Source organism: Halanaerobium saccharolyticum subsp. saccharolyticum DSM 6643 (assembly GCF_000350165.1).
Lineage (GTDB): Bacteria > Bacillota > Halanaerobiia > Halanaerobiales > Halanaerobiaceae > Halanaerobium > Halanaerobium saccharolyticum.
Window position 1 is genome coordinate 504,978 of the sequence record NZ_CAUI01000005.1, and the last position, 13,615, is coordinate 518,592.

A 13,615-nucleotide genomic window follows, 5' to 3' on the forward strand; every position below is an offset into this window, starting at 1 on the left:
ATGGTGAAAGTTTTGGCTGAAGAAGAAATGAACTGGAAATTTACTGGTAAAAACGGAGAATTTAGACTTGAAAATGCAGATAACAATAACCGTTTATATTTTCCTCTGACAAATGAAGCAGGAATGATGTCTGCTATTAGCCCACTTTTAAATGGGGATATTAAAACCGGGCAGAATACTTTTGCAATGGAACCTGTTTCTATAGACAATCTTCATAATAATCGTTCAGCAAGAAATTTCTGGCTTTTAATTGATGATCAAACTCTCTGGTCAGCTGCAGGTAATTCTGCTAAACAAATTTCTCAAAAATATAGTGAGGCTGAGGCTGAGAGTACAAAAGTAGAAGCCGGATTTTTATGGCATAAAATTATTAGAATCAATCAAGAATATAATCTTAAATCAGAAATAACTAATTTTGTACCGGCAAATAATGATAAAGTAGAATTGATGCAGGTTAAAATTACTAACAAGGGAGAGCAGGCAAGAAAAATAACTCCAACTGCAGCAATTCCAATTTATGGGCGCTCTGCAGATAATTTAAGGGATCATCGTCATGTTACTTCTTTACTTCATAGAACTAAAACTATTGAAAATGGAGTAACGGTGTCTCCAACTCTTTCTTTTGATGAGAGAGGACATAAAAAAAACAAAGCTGCTTATGCAGTAGTTGGTGCTGATCAGTCTGGCAAAAAACCAATTGGTTTTTATCCTGTATTAGAGGATTTTATCGGTCGGGGAGGATTTTTAGATTGGCCGGAAGCAGCAGCAAAAAAAATGGATAATTATCTTGAAGCTGGAGCAGAAATTGATGGCTATGAGTCAATAGGAGCACTTCGTTTTGAAGATATTAATTTAGAGCCAGGAGAAGAAAAGACATATGTTCTGGCAGTTGTAATTGAGGAAGAAAATGATGATTTAATCGCTGATGCAGCTAAAAAATACTGCAGCAGAGAAAAATTCGAAAACTATCTTCAGGAAAATAAAGATTTTTGGAAAAAGAAACTGGATAAACTGCAGTTTGATTCTGCAGACAATAAATTTGATCAGTGGATGCGCTGGGTCAATCTGCAGCCAATTTTAAGAAGGATTTACGGTTGTTCTTTTCTTCCTCACCATGATTATGGGCGTGGAGGCAGAGGCTGGCGTGATTTATGGCAGGATTGTCTAGCTTTATTAATAATGGAACCAGAGGGTGTTAGAGAAACTCTGTTGAATAATTTTGCAGGAGTCAGAATTGATGGTACTAATGCAACAATTATTGGTTCCAAGCCAGGAGAATTTATAGCTGATCGTAATAATATTAGTCGAGTCTGGATGGATCATGGAGCCTGGCCATTTTTAACAACTAAACTTTATCTTGACCAAAGTGGAGACCTTGATTTTCTACTTGAAAAGCAGAGTTATTTTAAAGATTCACATACTGCTTTTGGTAATCAAATTGATGATAATTGGAATCGTGAAGATGGTAATAAGTTGTTGGATCAAGAAAATAATATCTATCAGGGCAGTATTTTAGAACATCTGCTTGTACAGCATCTGACTCTATTTTTTAATGTTGGAGATAATAATAATTTTCGCTTAGAAGGTGCTGACTGGAATGATGGTCTTGATATGGCAGAAGAAAATGGAGAAAGTGTAACTTTCACTGCTCTTTATGCCAGTAATCTATTAGAAATGGCAGAAATTTTAGAAGGGCTTAAGTCTAAAAATAAAGTTGAAACGATTGAAATTGCTCAGGAACTAAAAATACTCTTAGATTCTTTAACAGAGTCAGTAAATTATGATTCAGTTGCAGCAAAACATGAGCTTTTAAATAAGTATTTCGACTCTTATCAGACTAAAGTCTCAGGTACTAAAATTAAAGTTGAGGCTGATTCTTTAATTAAAGATTTAAAAAGAAAAGCAGACTGGATTATTAAACATTTAAGAAAAAATGAGTGGCTTGAAAACGAAGAAGGATACAAGTGGTTTAACGGTTATTATGATAATGATGGTCAAAAACTGGAAGGAGATCATCCTTTAGGAGTCAGAATGACTCTAACCGGTCAGGTCTTTCCGATAATGGGAAATGTGGCTTCTGACAGCCAGGTTGAAGAAATAATAAAAACAGCTGACAACTATTTAAAAGATGATCAGGTTGGAGGTTATCGCTTAAATACAAACTTTAATGAAGTACTGATGAATATGGGTAGAGCCTATGGTTTTGCTTATGGTCATAAAGAAAATGGTGCTATGTTTAGCCATATGGCTGTAATGTACAGTAATGCTCTTTATAAAAGAGGTTATGCCGAAGCTGGGAATGAAGTAATTTCTTCAATCTATAAGCAGTCTATCAATTATCAGGAAAGCAAAATTTATCCTGGAATTCCTGAGTATATAAACAATCGGGGAGAAGGTTTATATCATTATTTAACCGGCTCAGCTAGCTGGCTTTTATTGACCATGGTAACTCAGGTTTATGGTGTTAGAGGTGATTTAGGTGATCTTGTTTTAGATCCTAAATTAATGGCAGAAGACTTTGATCAAAATTCTGAAGCTAAAATCACTACTGTCTTTGCTGATCGGGATCTAGAAATTAGTTATCATAATCCTGAAGCTTTAAATTATAAAGATTATGAGATTAAAGAGATATTACTAGATGATCAAGAAATTGATTTTGTAAAAAAAGATAATTCAGTGATGATCAAAAGAAATATTTTAACAGATAAAACTGACGTTGAAAAAATAAAATTAGATATTAAACTAAAATAAATTAATTTTCCAGCTGATTATAGTAATATTAATCAAAAGCTATTAATAGTGATGATTATTATAGTCTGTTAAGATGATTAATTATAGTCTGCTAAAAGGATGGGATTAGATTACAATGAAATCTAATTTAATAGAAATTAAAGAATATAAAGAAGCTGGTTATAAACCGGTTATTGATTACGGAGATTGGCGGGTTGCAGTTTTAAATTACTGTGATGAGTTACTGCCTGAAAATATTGATAAAATGCAAAAACACAATAAAACAGATGAAGTCTTTGTCTTATTAAGCGGTAACTGCCAGTTGTTTTTAGCTGAGGGTGAAGAAAAAATTGAAGATATTTATGTTCAAGATATGGAACCATTTAAAATGTATAACGTTAAGCGCTCTGTTTGGCATACTCATACTCTAAGTGAGGATGCAATGGTCTTAATTATTGAAAATAAAGATACTTCTTTAGAAAATTCTCCAGAAAAAGAATTAAGTGAGAAACAGCAGCAAAAAATAGTAGAATTAACTAAAAAATAATATTAGTTAAAACAAATATATTCTTGTTTCACTTATTTCAATTGAAGCTTAAAGTTGCTTAAGTCAAAATTAGCTGGTTCCCCTATACCAGTTCTATAAAACACTTTAACCTCTTTAAGCTTTATTGATTATATATATATCATAATCTTTAAATATAAGGCCAAAAATGTTATAATTTAATTGGTTATTGAATTTATCTAAAACTGGATTTTTATTTGACGTAACGAATAAATTTCAGGGAGGTATTATTAATGAATTACAGAAAATTAGGTAAAACAGGTTTTGAAGTTTCAGAAGTATCATTTGGTGGCTGGGCAATTGGCGGAACCTGGGGAGATGTAGAAGATGAGCAGTCAATGGCAGCTTTAGAAGAGGCAGTAGATCAGGGGATCAACTTTTTTGATACTGCTGATGTTTATGGAGACGGCCGCAGTGAGCGCCTGATGGCTAAACTGAGACATAAAACTGATAAGAAGATATATATCGCAACCAAAGCAGGCAGAAGACTTGATCCACATACTGCAGCAGGCTATAATAAGGAGAACTTAAATGAATTTGTGGATCGCAGTCTTAAAAACCTGGATGTAGATCAAATTGATTTACTGCAGCTGCACTGTCCTCCAACTGAAGTTTATGATCAGGAAGAAGTTTTTGAAGCTCTAGAAGAAATGGTTGAAGCTGGTAAAATTAAAAACTATGGTGTCAGTGTTGAAAAAGTAGAAGAAGCGATGAAGGCCTTAGAATATGAAAATGTAGCTACGGTGCAGATTATTTTCAATATGTTTAGACACAAGCCAGCTGATGAATTTTTTGCAAAAGCCAAAGAAAAAGGAGTAGGAATTATTTGTAGAGTACCTCTAGCAAGTGGACTCTTAACAGGTAAATTTTCTAAAGACTCTACTTTTGCCGAAAATGATCACCGAAACTTTAATCGTAATGGTGAAGCTTTTGATAAAGGAGAAACTTTTTCCGGTGTAGATTTTGAACTGGGCTTAAAAGCTGTTGAAGAATTAGAAGAAATTAAACCAGAAGGTTTAACAATGGCCCAATTTGCACTTAAGTGGATTTTAATGCATGATGCAGTTAGCTGTGTAATTCCTGGTGGTAAAAAACCATGGCAGGTAAAAGACAATGCAGCTGCTTCTGAAGCGGATGATCTCTCAGCTGAAGTAATGGAGAGAGTAGATGAAATCTATGATGAATATATAAGAGATAGTGTGCATCACCTCTGGTAAAATATATACTTAATATAAATAACTTAATATAAATAATGAGTTTAAAAAGTCTGCAAATTGAAACATTGCGAAATAGCTTGACAAGAGATTTAAAAGATGTATAATGTAATTAGTATAAATAATATATAAGTAAATCACTTATAATTAATTTAACAACAATAAGTTTATAAGAAAGGGTGATTTAATAATGTTTAATTCTTTATTAACATTCATTAAAACAGCTAATACTGAAGGGAAAAGAATCGAAAGTAATCTTCAAGCTGTTAAAGAAAAGCAGATTAAACACGATTCTTTTGCACACTTGAATCATTACTAAAAATGTTTCATTTAAAAGTCAATAACTGATTTATAAAAATAAGTCAATCATAATTATAATTAAAATAACTTTATAAGAGAGGATGATTGTAGATGTTTAACAACATGTTCAAATTCATGCAGGAGGCTAGACTTGAATCTTCAGATAATCAAGAAAAGCTTGATGCGTTTAAAAACTTAGGTAACTACTAATATGATGATAATATAACCACCCTTCCCGGGTGGTTTTTCGTTTTTTAAGGGTTATTTTTTTGTTATTTTCGATTTAATATATTATAATATAATAAAGAACTGAAAATAAATAGGAGGTATATTTATGAGTGTACACATTGGAGCCAAAAAAGGAGATATTGCAGAAACAATTCTGCTGCCAGGTGATCCATTAAGAGCTAAATTTATTGCAGAAAATTATTTAGAAGATGTAAGCCAGTATAATGATGTTAGAGGAATGTACGGATATACTGGAACTTATAAAGGAAAAAGAATTTCAACTCAGGGTACAGGTATGGGAATGCCCTCTCTTTCAATTTATGTTAACGAGCTAATTAGAGATTATGGTGTCAAAAATTTGATTAGAGTGGGTTCGTGTGGTTCTTTTAATGAAGAAGCTAAAGTTAGAGATGTAATTTTAGTAAAAGCAGCCTGCAGCAATTCTAATTTAAATAAAATGCGTTTTGATGGCAAAGATTTTGCGCCTGCTTCCAGCTTCAAGCTTCTCTCAAAGGCTTATCAGGTGGCCCAGGAACAGGGAACTGAGGTTAAGGTTGGTACCATTTTAAGCTCAGATGCATTCTATAATGATAATCGTGAAGCCTGGAAAAAATGGCGAGAATATGGTGTTTTAGCAGTAGAAATGGAATCTGCAGAATTATTAACATTAGCAGCCAAATATGGTGTGGATGCTTTAAGTATTTTAACAGTTAGTGATTCTTTAGTAACCGGAAAAGAAACAACATCTGATGAAAGAGAAAAAACTTTCACCGATATGATGGAGATTGCTTTAGAACTAGCAGAATAATCATTAATTATAAATTTATTACCAAGCAGCTGTCAGTTCTTTAATTGGGGCTGACAGTTTTTGTGATTATTTAAAGTACTTTAAAGAACTTAATTTTTTTAAAAAATGTAATAAGCTTAGCTGAATACTAAAGTTTTTAATGTAATAATCATAAAAATTCGGAAGACAGTAAAAGTAGAGAGAATGGAGGTTTATAATGAGAAAGGAAGAAAAGGTTTCATTTTATTCTCATTTTGTTGGTTTCATACTGGCCTTAATCGGCTTAGTTTTATTAATATTCCGTGCCTTAGAGAGTCCAGACAAAATAATAGTAGCTTCAGTTTACGGTGTTTCAGTAGCCTTTCTATTTTTGGCTAGTTCTTTATACCATGCTTTTAAAAAAGAAGATGATGAAAGTTCTATCTGGCGTAAACTAGATCATTTTGCAATCTTTGTAATGATTGCGGGTTCATATACACCAGTAGCATATCTTTATTTGGAAGGTTGGCTCAAGTGGACAATTATTTCAGTCCAGTGGGGACTTGTTTTAGGGGGCTTTTTTCTGAAATTTATGTATTTTAAAACCCCCAGAATTTTATACACCTTAATTTATCTTTTAATGGGATGGGTAGGTATCTTTGCTTTTCATCAATTATTTATGTCAATGCCAACTTCTAATTTAATATTAATGTTTGCAGGAGGCCTATCTTTTACTGCTGGAGCAGTATTTTATATAATTAAAAAACCAAGGATTACGCCTAATTTTGGTTTTCATGAGATTTTTCATTTCTTTATTCTTGCCGGAGGAATATTACATTATATAATGGTATTTATAGCGTTGGGCTAATAATTTATTAGGGAGGATATTAGGATATTGATGGAATTACAAAATGCTTTGATTGAAATTATTTCCATAAGTGGCGAAGTAAAAAAGAAATTTTTAAAAGCTGTTAAATATGCTAAAAATAATGAATTTGAGCAAGCAGAAGAAATATTTAATGAAGCAGAGGATCAATTAATAAAGGCTCATCTTAAGCAGACAGAATTAATTAAGCAAGAAGCTAATGGTGATAAGATTGAAGGAAGTTTAATGCTTACTCATGCTCAAGATCATTTGATGACGGCTATTTTACTTAAGGATATGGCACAAGAATTTATTGATTTATATGATAGGTTTGAATCTGAATAATTTTTTAAGACAGTTCCTAGGAGCTGTCTTTTTAATTATATATTAATAAAAGGAGTTGGTAATTTGAGTTTTTTATGGACTACAATTAAAGTTAAAGATTTAAAAGAATCAGTTGAATTTTATCAGGATATTGTTGGTTTAGAAGTTCAGAGGCAGTTTGAGGCTGGTCCGGAGACTGAAATAACTTTTTTAGCAGCTGCTGATGGTCAAACAGCTGTTGAATTAATTGATAATCAAAACCAGGATGAAGTAGAGCTTGGATCAGATATTTCCTTAGGCTTTGAAGTGGATTCTCTTGCAGAAAAAATGAAATTAATTCAAGAAAACAACTTAAAGATTCACAGTGGACCAATTTCTCCCAATCCAAATATTGAGTTTTTCTTTGTTTTAGATCCAAACGGTCTGAGGATTCAATTTGTAGAAAATAAATAATTTATCTAAAGCTGCTGACTTAATTGTCAGCAGTTTTGATGTATTTTTTTAAAATTATTGCTAGTATTGAAAAATTTTGTTATAATCGTAAGCAAATTAGAATTTAGTAGTCTAGGAGGAGTAAAAATGGATTTAAACGTAACGCAAGCTTTTAGTATTGTTTTGTTAATTTTGGCAGTTGGTGAGTTGGTGTCGATGAAAACGAAGGCTATGATACCCTCGGTCTTTGTTTCAGCAGTATTATTTATAATTGGTTTTTGGACTATTCTACCTGGTGATGTTGTAACCCAGAGCTCATTTGCTACACCAATAGTTTATTTATCAATGTATTTACTTTTAACTCATATGGGAACTTTAATGAGTTTAAAAGAACTTTTATCACAATGGAAAACAGTAGTTATTGCACTTGGGGGTATAGTTGGTATAATTGCTCTTACTTTAAGTTTAGGTAATTTACTTTTTGGTTGGGAAAATGTAGTTGCAGCAACCCCGCCTTTGACTGGAGGAGTAGTAGCCTCAATTTTGATGTCAACAGCTGCAGCAGAAAAAGGTTTAACTTCAATTGCTGTTCTGGCAACAGCAATGTATGTAATTCAAGGATTTTTTGGTTATCCAATAACATCTTATTTACTTAAAAAAGAGGCTAACCGTCTTGCTGATAAAGTGAGAAGTGGTGAAGTTAAAATGGAAGATAATAATCAGGAAAAAGCAGAAGAAAATGAAAGTAGATTTAGAATAATTCCACCTCTTCCTGAAGAATACCAAACTACATATGTTATTTTATTTAAACTTGGAATAGTGGCAGCTTTAGCAGTAGCAGCAGCACCTATTTTACATCTTAATCAATTTGTAGTCTGTATGTTATTTGGAGTTATTGGTAGAGAGACTGGTTTTTTAGAAGAAAAGGCACTAGTTAAATCCGGTTCTTTTGGCTTTTTAATTACGATTTTAATGGCCTTTATTTTTGCAGGCCTCTCTGATGCAACACCTTCAATGTTAACAGAGATAGCAGTTCCTCTATTTGGTATTATAGTACTTGGTCTTACAGGTATGGCTTTAATCTCAATGTTTATTGGTAAAATGTTTGGCTACACCAAGGAAATGTCTATATCTATAGCTATGACAGCTCTTTATGGTTTTCCACCAAATTATATTCTAACTGTGGAATCAGCTAGAGCGAGTACTAAAAATGATGATGAATATCAATATGCTGTAGATGAAATGCTGCCCAAAATGTTGGTAGGTGGCTTTACAACAGTAACTATTGCCTCAGTTATTATTGCTGGTTTCTTTGTTAAATTACTATAAATTAAACATAGTTTTAAAATATAATTAAGCTAGTTTAAAAGCAAGAGAGGAGATAGTAGATAAAATGTTGACACAAGTAGAGAGAATTAAAAATGATATTGAAAACTTAAAAGAGTTTAATGCAACTCCTGGTAAAGGATTAACTCGCTTTTCTTTAACTGAAGAAGATCGTGGAGCCAGAAATTATTTAAAAGGTGAACTCCAGAAATTAGATGTTGAAATTTATGAAGATGCAGCTGGTAGTTTAGTTGCTAGAAGAGAAGGTACAGACAAAGATGCACCGGTAGTTATGATCGGTTCTCATTTTGACTCTGTTAAAAATGGAGGGCATTTTGATGGTCCTGCAGGAGTGATAATGGCTCTCGAAATTTTAAGAGTCATGGAAGAAAACAATGTAAAAACAAAATATCCAATAGAATTTGTAGCAATGATTGAAGAAGAAGGTGGTCGCTTTGGTGGTGGAGTCTTTGGTAGTCGAGCGATGACTGGCCAAGTCGATTATCAGGAGCTTCTAGATTTTAAAGATGCTGATGGTATTTCTATGGCTCAGGCTTTCGAAGATTTTGGTTTTGATCCAACAAAAATTGAAGAAGCAAAAAGAGATCCAGAAGAGCTTAAAGCTTTTATAGAGCTGCATATAGAACAAGGTCCAGTTTTAGAAAATGAAGCAAAAGATGTAGGAATAGTTGATTTTATAGTTGGAATTAATCAAATTAGAGTTAAGATTGAAGGTAGAGCTGATCATGCAGGAACAACTCCAATGGAGATGCGTAAAGATGCTCTTTCTTCAGCAGCTGAAGTTATTTCGGAAATTAAAAACTTTGCCTTAAAAGCTGGAAATGGAACCGTTGCTACCGTAGGAACTCTTGCTGTAAAGCCAGGAGCTGCTAATATTGTACCGGCAGAAGTAGAATTTTCTGTTGATATCAGATCTAAAAAATTAAACTGTATTGAAGAAGTAAGAGATCAGATTGATCAGGCTCTGGCTGCTATAAAGGCAGAACATGCTGTTGATTATTCTGTGCAAAATATGTTAATGGTTGAACCGGTTGAATTATCACAGGAAATCTTTAATACTTTTAAAGATGAATCTAAAAAACTGGGTTTAAACTCTAAAGAAATGATTAGTGGTGCTGGTCATGATGCGATGATTATGGCAGCTATTACAGATGTGGGTCTAATATTTGTGCCCAGTAAAGATGGAAGAAGTCACACGCCAGAAGAATGGACAGATTACGAAGATTTACAAAAAGGAATAGAACTTATTTATCATACTGTTTTAAAGGTTGGTGAAGCGGAATGAATAGTGTCAAAGAATTAGCAGAAGAATATTTTGATTATGCTGTTTCTATGCGAAGAGAGTTTCATATGCATCCTGAACCAAGTATGAAAGAGGAAAGAACATCCCGCAGAATTATAGAAGAATTAGAAAAGCTTGGTTTGGAAGCAAAAAATGCTGCAGGTACCGGGGTTGTCTGTGAAATAAAAGGCGGCAAAAAATCAGCCAGTAATAAAACTGTAGCTTTAAGAGCTGATATGGATGCTTTAGAGCTGGAAGAAAAAAATGAAGTAGAATATAAATCTAAAAACGAGGGTTTAATGCATGGTTGTGGTCATGACGGACATTCAGCCAGTCTGCTGACAGCTGCCAAAATATTGAACGATTTAAAAGAAGAATTTGCAGGAACTGTTAAATTGATTTTTCAACCCGGAGAAGAAATAGCTGTAGGAGCAAAAACTATGGTTGAAGAAGGTGTAGTAGAAGATGTTGATGCTATCTTTGGTATACATATCTGGAATGATTTAGAAAGCGGCAAGATATCTGTAGAAGCTGGCCCCCGGATGGCTGCAGTTAATCAGTTCATTATCAAAGTTAAGGGAGAAGGAGGACATGGTTCTATGCCTCACCAGGGAGTAGATCCAATAATGGCTGGTGCTGCAATTGTAATGAATCTCCAGACCATTGTCAGTAGAGAATTTAATCCAATGGAACCCTCTGTCTTAAGTGTAGATATTTTCAATTCGGGTTCAAAAGGAAATGTACTACCTGATTCAGCCCATATAGAAGGTACAACTAGATGTTTTAGCAGAGAAATTAATCATAAGTTTGAAGGAATTATTAGAAGAATTGCTCAGGAGACAGCTGAAAGTTATAGAGCTGAAGCTGAGTTAGAATATATTAAAATGACCCTACCCTGTATTAATGATCAAGATATTTCAGAAATTGCTCAAGAAGCAGCAGCTGAATTTGCTGGTAAGGATTCTTTAATAAAGCTCGATAAAACAACAGGTGGAGAAGATTTTTCATTTTTTGCAGCAGAAGTTCCAGCAACTTTTGTCTTTGTTGGTTCCCGGAACGAAGATAAAGGTGCTGATGCTCCCCATCACCATCCAGAATTTAATATAGATGAAGATTCATTAAAAACTGCTTCTGGATTATATGCCCAGTTTGCTCTGGACTTTTTAACTGAAGGGGAGGTAGAATAAGCATGGATTTTAAAGATATATTGTCAAAACAAGAAGCTTATGTTCTTAAACTGAGAAGAGAGTTTCATATGTATCCTGAGACAAGCTGGAATGAAACAAGAACATCAAAAAGAGTTAAAGAAGAACTAGATAAAATGGGAATTAACTACCAAGAATATGCAGATACAGGGTTGGCTGCAGTTATTGAAGGTAGAGAAAAAGGAAAAACTGTAGCTTTAAGAGCTGATATGGATGCTCTTGAAGTTGAAGAGAAAACTGATTTAGAATTTAAGTCAAAAAATGAAGGAATAATGCATGCCTGTGGTCATGACGGACATACAGCTATGTTGTTGGGTGCAGCTCGAGCTCTTTTGGAAGTTAAAGACCAAATAAAAGGAAGAGTTAAACTTATCTTTCAGCCAGCAGAAGAAATGGTTCAAGGAGCTGCTAAAATGGTTGAAGAAGGAGTTTTAGCAGATGTAGATGGAATTATGGGTATTCATCTCTGGGCGAATTTACCAACTGGCAAAATTAATGTACAGGAAGGCCCCAGAATGGCCTCTGGAGATTATGTTATTGTTGATTTTAAAGGTAAGGGTGGCCATGGTTCAATGCCTCATCAGGCTGTAGATCCAATAGTTATGGCATCTTCATTTATCTTAGAATCTCAGGCTATTTTAAGTCGAGAGACTGACTCTTTAGATCCTGTAGTATTTACATTGGGTAAGATGAAATCTGGAAGTAGATTTAATGTAATACCAGATAAATCAGAAATCGTAGGCACTTTAAGATGTTTTAACGAAAAGACAAGAAATGAGGCCAGTGAAGCTATTAAGCGTTATGCTGATAAAATAGCTAAATCCTACAGAGGAGAAGCTGAAGTTGAGATCAGAAAAGGAACTCCTCCTACTATTAATGATCAAAGATGTACTGAAATAGCTCAGGCTGCTGCCCAAAAAATAGCAGCTGAAGATAATTTAATTGAAATGGAAAAAACACCAGGTAGTGAAGATATGGCCTATTATTTAAGAGAAGTACCAGGGGTAATAGCATTTGTCGGAGCAGCTTTTGCAGATGAATCTAAAAATTATCCTCATCATAACTCAAGATTTAATATTAATGAAGAAAGTTTAAAACAAGGTACAGAACTATACTTTAATTTTGCGCTGGAGTTTTTAGAGCAGTATTAATAGTATTAACTATATATTTATAATAAATCTCTACTTATTGTGATGCTGATTAGTTCAGTATTAAACAAGAAGTAGGGATTTTTTTATATTTTTAAATTAAAGGATTGTTCTATCTTTTCAAGAACTTTATATATAAAGGAAAAATTAGTAATCAATGCTAATATTTACGACATAATTTGACAAAATATTTTGAAAAGAGGGGTTAAAATGGCTGAAAATAATCGAATTTTTCGGATCATAAAAACTATTATGCTTTTAAATGAGCCTTATAAACATTGGGAAGCAAAAGATTTTGCTAATTATTTTGGTATTTCAGAAAGAACCTTTCATCGTGATAAAAAAATCATGGAAGAACTTGGGGTGCCGATATATTATGATAATCACTTAAAAGAATACAAGATTTTGGACAATTTTAGATTCAAAGCACCAAATTTAGATCAAAAAGAAACAGAAGCTGTTTTGCTGGCAGCTAAAGAATATCAAAATCGCAGTTTCCCAATGAAAAAAGAATTAGAATCAGGTCTTGCTAAAGTGTATAACTCTCTACCAGAGTTTTTAAAAAATAGTATGGGCAGCTACATCAAAAATTATGAAATAATATCTGAACCTTTTGTTGATTTAGAAGAACATCAGCAGAAATTTAATCTGCTTAAAGAAGCAATTAATAATGAAAACAAAATTTTAATTAGCTATTATTCAATGAGCAGTGACCAAACTACTGAGAGAAAATTAGATCCCTATAATCTTTTTTTTAATAATGGAGCGCCTTATCTATATGCATTTTGCCATTTAAGAGAAGAAAAAAGAATTTTTCGTATTGATCGAATTAAGGATATAAAAATAACCGAAGAAGATTTTTTGCTGCCTGATGATTTTTCTTTGGCTGATGAGCTGGATAATGCCTGGGGAGTTGAACAGGGAAAAAACGAAATGGAGGTAGAAGTTAGATTCAGCGGCAGAGCAGCACGTTTTGTTCCTGAGTATCACTGGAGTGATCAGCAGGAAATTGAAGAGATAGCTGAAAATCAAATTATTTTTAAAGTAAAAACTGGAAGCCGGGAAGAGATCAAAAAATGGGTTTTAGGTTATGGATCTGAGGCGGAGGTTCTCAAACCAGCTGAATTAAGAAAAGAAATGCAGCAAGAAATAGAAAAAATGCTGGAAAATTATTAAAAAAACTAATGTTTGCGACATAGGGGTGTCGGT

At 33.4% G+C, this 13,615-nt stretch carries 12 protein-coding genes; all 12 read left to right on the top strand.

The window, feature by feature from the left end:
* Positions 1 to 27: 27 nt before the first annotated feature.
* The 12 genes from HSACCH_RS02825 (at position 28) to HSACCH_RS02880 (ending at position 13,582) form a co-directional block, all read left to right on the top strand.
* Positions 28 to 2,751, top strand: a complete 2,724-nt coding sequence (locus tag HSACCH_RS02825; RefSeq protein ID WP_040477016.1) for a GH36-type glycosyl hydrolase domain-containing protein — start codon at positions 28 to 30, stop codon at positions 2,749 to 2,751.
* Positions 2,752 to 2,866: 115 nt separating this feature from the next.
* Positions 2,867 to 3,277 (top strand): WxcM-like domain-containing protein, encoded by a 411-nt coding sequence (locus HSACCH_RS02830; protein ID WP_005487682.1) that lies wholly within the window; start codon positions 2,867 to 2,869, stop codon positions 3,275 to 3,277.
* 251 nt (positions 3,278 to 3,528) lie between these two features.
* Complete coding sequence (locus HSACCH_RS02835; protein ID WP_005487683.1) at positions 3,529 to 4,512, top strand: aldo/keto reductase; 984 nt, start codon at positions 3,529 to 3,531, stop codon at positions 4,510 to 4,512.
* Positions 4,513 to 5,143: 631 nt separating this feature from the next.
* Positions 5,144 to 5,845: a purine-nucleoside phosphorylase gene (deoD, locus tag HSACCH_RS02840; protein ID WP_005487685.1), complete on the top strand. Its 702-nt coding sequence runs from the start codon at positions 5,144 to 5,146 to the stop codon at positions 5,843 to 5,845.
* Positions 5,846 to 6,041: 196 nt separating this feature from the next.
* The gene (gene trhA / locus HSACCH_RS02845) at positions 6,042 to 6,671 is read left to right on the top strand and encodes a PAQR family membrane homeostasis protein TrhA (protein ID WP_005487686.1); all 630 of its coding nucleotides are present in this window, start codon (positions 6,042 to 6,044) and stop codon (positions 6,669 to 6,671) included.
* 30 nt (positions 6,672 to 6,701) lie between these two features.
* Positions 6,702 to 7,013 carry a PTS lactose/cellobiose transporter subunit IIA gene (locus HSACCH_RS02850; protein ID WP_040476931.1) on the top strand — a complete coding sequence of 104 codons (312 nt, stop codon included), beginning with the start codon at positions 6,702 to 6,704 and terminating at the stop codon, positions 7,011 to 7,013.
* A gap of 63 nt (positions 7,014 to 7,076) precedes the next feature.
* Positions 7,077 to 7,445, top strand: coding sequence for a VOC family protein (locus HSACCH_RS02855; RefSeq protein ID WP_005487688.1), 369 nt, complete (start codon positions 7,077 to 7,079; stop codon positions 7,443 to 7,445).
* Between the two features lie 126 nt (positions 7,446 to 7,571).
* Positions 7,572 to 8,753 carry a hypothetical protein gene (locus HSACCH_RS02860; RefSeq protein WP_005487689.1) on the top strand — a complete coding sequence of 394 codons (1,182 nt, stop codon included), beginning with the start codon at positions 7,572 to 7,574 and terminating at the stop codon, positions 8,751 to 8,753.
* A 64-nt stretch (positions 8,754 to 8,817) separates the two neighbouring features.
* On the top strand, positions 8,818 to 10,056 hold the full coding sequence (locus HSACCH_RS02865; protein ID WP_005487690.1) for a M20 family metallo-hydrolase: 1,239 nt from the start codon (positions 8,818 to 8,820) through the stop codon (positions 10,054 to 10,056).
* Positions 10,053 to 11,240, top strand: a complete 1,188-nt coding sequence (locus tag HSACCH_RS02870) for a M20 family metallopeptidase (RefSeq protein ID WP_005487691.1) — start codon at positions 10,053 to 10,055, stop codon at positions 11,238 to 11,240. The genes HSACCH_RS02865 and HSACCH_RS02870 overlap by 4 nt, the downstream gene beginning before the upstream one ends.
* Before the next feature lie 2 nt (positions 11,241 to 11,242).
* Positions 11,243 to 12,409, top strand: coding sequence for a M20 family metallopeptidase (locus HSACCH_RS02875; protein ID WP_005487693.1), 1,167 nt, complete (start codon positions 11,243 to 11,245; stop codon positions 12,407 to 12,409).
* Positions 12,410 to 12,616: 207 nt separating this feature from the next.
* Positions 12,617 to 13,582 carry a helix-turn-helix transcriptional regulator gene (locus tag HSACCH_RS02880; protein ID WP_005487695.1) on the top strand — a complete coding sequence of 322 codons (966 nt, stop codon included), beginning with the start codon at positions 12,617 to 12,619 and terminating at the stop codon, positions 13,580 to 13,582.
* Positions 13,583 to 13,615 lie beyond the last annotated feature (33 nt).

What these genes read in the sequence shown, in the direction of transcription:
- HSACCH_RS02825 (WP_040477016.1), top strand. Translation starts at nt 28, where the DNA reads ATGAACTGGAAATTTACTGGTAAAAACGGAGAATTTAGACTTGAAAAT.
- HSACCH_RS02830 (WP_005487682.1), top strand. Translation starts at nt 2,867, where the DNA reads ATGAAATCTAATTTAATAGAAATTAAAGAATATAAAGAAGCTGGTTAT.
- HSACCH_RS02835 (WP_005487683.1), top strand. Translation starts at nt 3,529, where the DNA reads ATGAATTACAGAAAATTAGGTAAAACAGGTTTTGAAGTTTCAGAAGTA.
- deoD (WP_005487685.1), top strand. Translation starts at nt 5,144, where the DNA reads ATGAGTGTACACATTGGAGCCAAAAAAGGAGATATTGCAGAAACAATT.
- trhA (WP_005487686.1), top strand. Translation starts at nt 6,042, where the DNA reads ATGAGAAAGGAAGAAAAGGTTTCATTTTATTCTCATTTTGTTGGTTTC.
- HSACCH_RS02850 (WP_040476931.1), top strand. Translation starts at nt 6,702, where the DNA reads ATGGAATTACAAAATGCTTTGATTGAAATTATTTCCATAAGTGGCGAA.
- HSACCH_RS02860 (WP_005487689.1), top strand. Translation starts at nt 7,572, where the DNA reads ATGGATTTAAACGTAACGCAAGCTTTTAGTATTGTTTTGTTAATTTTG.
- HSACCH_RS02865 (WP_005487690.1), top strand. Translation starts at nt 8,818, where the DNA reads ATGTTGACACAAGTAGAGAGAATTAAAAATGATATTGAAAACTTAAAA.
- HSACCH_RS02870 (WP_005487691.1), top strand. Translation starts at nt 10,053, where the DNA reads ATGAATAGTGTCAAAGAATTAGCAGAAGAATATTTTGATTATGCTGTT.
- HSACCH_RS02875 (WP_005487693.1), top strand. Translation starts at nt 11,243, where the DNA reads ATGGATTTTAAAGATATATTGTCAAAACAAGAAGCTTATGTTCTTAAA.
- HSACCH_RS02880 (WP_005487695.1), top strand. Translation starts at nt 12,617, where the DNA reads ATGGCTGAAAATAATCGAATTTTTCGGATCATAAAAACTATTATGCTT.